Source organism: Streptomyces sp. UH6, assembly GCF_013421635.1.
In the GTDB taxonomy this organism is placed as follows: Bacteria; Actinomycetota; Actinomycetes; order Streptomycetales; family Streptomycetaceae; genus Streptomyces; species Streptomyces abyssomicinicus.
Genome location: NZ_JACADT010000560.1, coordinates 1 through 3,745, shown reverse-complemented (window position 1 = coordinate 3,745; position 3,745 = coordinate 1). Strand labels below are relative to the sequence as shown.

The 3,745-nt window shown below is 72.9% G+C and carries 4 protein-coding genes; 1 reads left to right on the top strand and 3 read right to left on the bottom strand.

Features of this window, described 5'->3' with window-relative positions; translation table 11 throughout:
• Nucleotides 1–212: 212 nt before the first annotated feature.
• Nucleotides 213–1,001 (bottom strand): endonuclease III, encoded by a 789-nt coding sequence (gene nth, locus HW445_RS21995; RefSeq protein ID WP_374939682.1) that lies wholly within the window; start codon nt 999–1,001, stop codon nt 213–215.
• 425 nt (nt 1,002–1,426) lie between these two features.
• Between nth and HW445_RS21990 the strand changes: the two genes are divergently transcribed.
• On the top strand, nt 1,427–2,101 hold the full coding sequence (locus HW445_RS21990; protein WP_108956964.1) for a Crp/Fnr family transcriptional regulator: 675 nt from the start codon (nt 1,427–1,429) through the stop codon (nt 2,099–2,101).
• Nucleotides 2,102–2,132: 31 nt separating this feature from the next.
• Here HW445_RS21990 and HW445_RS21985 read toward each other — a convergent pair whose 3' ends face one another.
• Nucleotides 2,133–2,963, bottom strand: a complete 831-nt coding sequence (locus HW445_RS21985) for an MBL fold metallo-hydrolase (protein WP_180222698.1) — start codon at nt 2,961–2,963, stop codon at nt 2,133–2,135.
• Nucleotides 2,960–3,745, bottom strand: a 786-nt coding sequence (locus tag HW445_RS21980; protein WP_180222697.1) for an NUDIX hydrolase, incomplete at its 5' end; no start/stop codon positions are given. The genes HW445_RS21980 and HW445_RS21985, both read right to left, overlap by 4 nt.

Genomic DNA, 3,745 nt, shown 5'->3' with positions numbered 1-3,745 from the left:
CGTGTGGTCCGCCGCCATGTGGCGCGGCGCCATGTGCTCCGCCGCCATGTGGCGCGGCGCCATGTGGCACGCCACCACGCGGCGCGCCGCCGCACGGCACGACGTCACCTGGCACGGCCTCATGTCCTGCGGCACCGGGCGATGTGCTGTGCGGCTGGACGTCCCGCATGCGGCCCATGGTTCTCCACGCCGGACCGCGCCGGCCGGTTCCCTCATTCCTTGCCCAGGGGCGGGGCGGGGATGCCGCCGTGGTCGAGGTAGGACTGCGGAGGCTTGAGGCGCTGGCCGGGGAAGCCGCCCTTCTCGTACTTGAGGAGCTTCTTCGCCTTCTCCGGGTCCGTCTCGCCCTCTCCGTAGGCGGGGCAGAGCTCGGCGACCGGGCAGGCGCCACAGGCGGGCTTGCGGGCGTGACAGATCCGGCGGCCGTGGAAGATCACGTAATGGGACAGCATGGTCCAGTCGCGCTTCGGGAAGAGGGCGCTCATCTCGGCCTCGATCTTCTCCGGCTCGGTGGCCTCGGTCCACTTCCAGCGCCGCACCAGCCGCATGAAGTGCGTGTCCACGGTGATGCCGGGGCGCCCGAACGCGTTCCCGAGCACGACGAAGGCGGTCTTGCGGCCCACGCCGGGCAGCTTGACCAGGTCCTCCAGCCGACCGGGGACCTCGCCCCCGAACTCCTCCACCAATGCCTTGGACAGGCCCATCACCGAGCGGGTCTTGGCGCGGAAGAAACCGGTGGGCCGGAGGATCTCCTCGACCTCCTCCGGGTCGGCCGCCGCCAGGTCCTCGGGGGTGGGGTACTTGGCGAAGAGCGCGGGCGTGGTCTGGTTGACCCGCAGGTCGGTCGTCTGGGCGGAGAGCACGGTGGCGACCAGCAGCTGGAACGGGTTCTCGAAGTCCAGCTCCGGATGCGCGTAGGGGTACACCTCGGCGAGCTCGCGGTACATCCGCCGCGCACGCCTGACCAACGCCACCCGGGACTCCGGCTTTCCCGCCGCCACACGCGCGACGGCGCCCTTTCCGGCAGCGGCGTCTCCGCGCCCGCGCGGCGCCCGCGCCGCGCCTCCGTCCGGTCGGCGAGCCTCGTCGTCCGCCACGTTCGTCGCTCCATTCGTGGTCTGTTCGCCGACGGCGGAATCACCCTGCCCGATCACCCGGTCGGCCCCCGCGGCCCGTGTAGTCGTCGGCGTTTCGGACACCCGGCCAGCCTAAGGCCCCGCACCGACATCCGCCGCGTACCCAGGGGATCACGGTCCAATTGGGCCCCTGGCGCGATGTCTGGCACACCTGTGCGGCATCCTTGTGACAGATCACACTGTTTGGACCGACCGGCAAACTGGGGAACTGGGACCCCTGGACCACCGGTGGTACGGACGGTAACCCGGGGGGACCGGATTCCCTGAGCAGGTCGAATAGGAGAGATCTCGTGGACGACGTTCTGCGGCGCGCCCCGCTCTTCGCGGCGCTCGATGACGAGCAGGCCGCGGAGCTCCGCGCTTCGATGAGTGAGGTGACCCTCGCACGCGGCGACGCGCTGTTCCACGAGGGCGACCCCGGTGACCGCCTTTACGTGGTCACCGAGGGCAAGGTGAAGCTCCACCGGACGTCCCCGGACGGCCGCGAGAACATGCTGGCGGTCCTCGGCCCCGGTGAGCTGATCGGTGAACTGTCGCTCTTCGACCCGGGCCCGCGCACGGCGACCGCCACCGCGCTGACCGAGGTGAAGCTGCTGGGCCTCGGCCACAGCGACCTCCAGCCCTGGCTGAACGCCCGTCCCGAGGTGGCCGCCGCGCTGCTGCGCGCCGTCGCCCGGCGCCTGCGCAAGACCAACGACCAGATGTCCGACCTGGTCTTCTCCGACGTGCCGGGCCGCGTGGCCCGGGCGCTGCTCGACCTCTCGCGCCGCTTCGGCGTGCAGTCCGAGGAAGGCATCCACGTCGTCCACGACCTGACGCAGGAGGAGCTGGCCCAGCTGGTGGGCGCCTCCCGCGAAACCGTGAACAAGGCGCTGGCCGACTTCGCCGGCCGCGGCTGGCTGCGCCTGGAGGCGCGCGCGGTGATCCTGCTGGACGTCGAGCGTCTGGCGAAGCGGAGCCGCTGACCCGGCCCCTGACGGAGCACGGGCCGGCCGCTCAGACCAGCCCGTGCTCCCGCAGGTACTCCAGCTGTGCGCGGACCGACAGTTCGGCCGCCGGCCACAGGCTGCGGTCCACGTCCGCGTACACGTGTGCCACGACCTCCGCGGAGGTCCGGCAGCCGCCCTCCACGGCCGTCTCCACCTGGGCCAGCCTGTGGGCGCGGTGCGCCAGGTAGTACTCGACCGCCCCCTGCGCGTCGTCGAGGACCGGCCCGTGGCCGGGAAGCACGGTGTGCACGCCGTCGTCCACCGTCAGGGAACGCAGGCGGCGCAGCGAGTCGAGGTAGTCGCCGAGCCGCCCGTCCGGATGGGCGACCATCGTGGTGCCGCGTCCGAGGACGGTGTCCCCGGTGAGCACCGCCCGGTCGGCCGGCAGGTGGAACGACAGGGAGTCCGAGGTGTGTCCCGGAGTGGGCACCACCCGCATCTCCAGGCCCTCCAGATCCACCACGTCGCCCGCGGCCAGACCCTCGTCCCCGAGGCGCAGCGAGGGGTCCAGGGCACGGACCTTGGTGCCGGTCAGCTCGGAGAAACGTTTCGCCCCCTCGGCGTGGTCGGCGTGGCCGTGGGTGAGGAGGGTGAGCCCGACGCGGCGGCCGGAGCGTTCGACGGTGGCGATCACGTTCGCCAGGTGTTCCTCGTCCAGCGGCCCCGGGTCGACCACGACCGCCAGCCGGGAGTCCGGCTCGGCGACGACCCAGGTGTTGGTGCCGTCCAGTGTCATCGGGGACGGGTTGGGCGCCAGCACGTTGACGGTGCGGGCGGTGGCGGGTCCGGAGAGGACGCCGCCACGGGGCTGGCCGGGCAGGGCGGCTGCGTTCGTCATGCGGTCGGCCCCTCCGTGGCGGCGGCGGTCACCCTCTTGGTGAACTCGTCGTGGCCCGGCCAGGCCAGTTCCACCTCGCCGTCCACCAGCCGGGCCCGGGCCAGCACCGGCGCCATGTCCCTCTCCGGCGCGGCGGCCAGCGCATCGGCGGCGGTCGCGTAGGGCTCCAGGGTGCGGAGTGTGGAGATGGTGGGCGGCATCATCAGCAGTTCGCCCCGGTCGTACCCGGCCGCGGCGTCCGCGGGACGGGTCCAGACGGTGCGGTCGGCCTCGGTGGAGACGTCGCGGGCACGCTGGCCCTCGGGGAGGACGGCGACGAAGAAGAAGGTGTCGTAACGCCGGGTCTCGAACTCCGGGGTGATCCAGCGGGCCCAGGCGCCGAGGAGGTCGGAGCGGAGGACGAGGCCGCGGCGGTCGAGGAACTCGGCGAACGAGAGCTCGTGGGCGGCGAGGGCGGCCCGGTCCTTCTCCCACTCCTCGCCGGTGGTGTCGCCGACGACGGTGTCCTCAGTCGGGCCGGCCAGCAGCACACCGGCCTCCTCGAAGGTCTCCCGCACCGCGGCGCAGACGACGGCCTGGGCGGCGGGCTCGTCGCCGACGCCGAGGCGGGCGGCCCACTCCGCGAGGGAGGGGCCTGCCCAGCGGACCAGGAGGTCGTCGTCCCGCGGGTCGACGCCTCCGCCGGGGTAGGCGTACGCGCCGCCCGCGAAGGCCATGGAGGCCCGGCGGCGGAGCATGTGCACCACGGGGCCGTGTCCGGTGTCGCGCAGCAGCATCACGGT

Bases quoted from the DNA above. Each gene is read 5' to 3' on its own strand.
- HW445_RS21985 (WP_180222698.1), bottom strand. From the start codon at position 2,963: ATGACGAACGCAGCCGCCCTGCCCGGCCAGCCCCGTGGCGGCGTCCTC.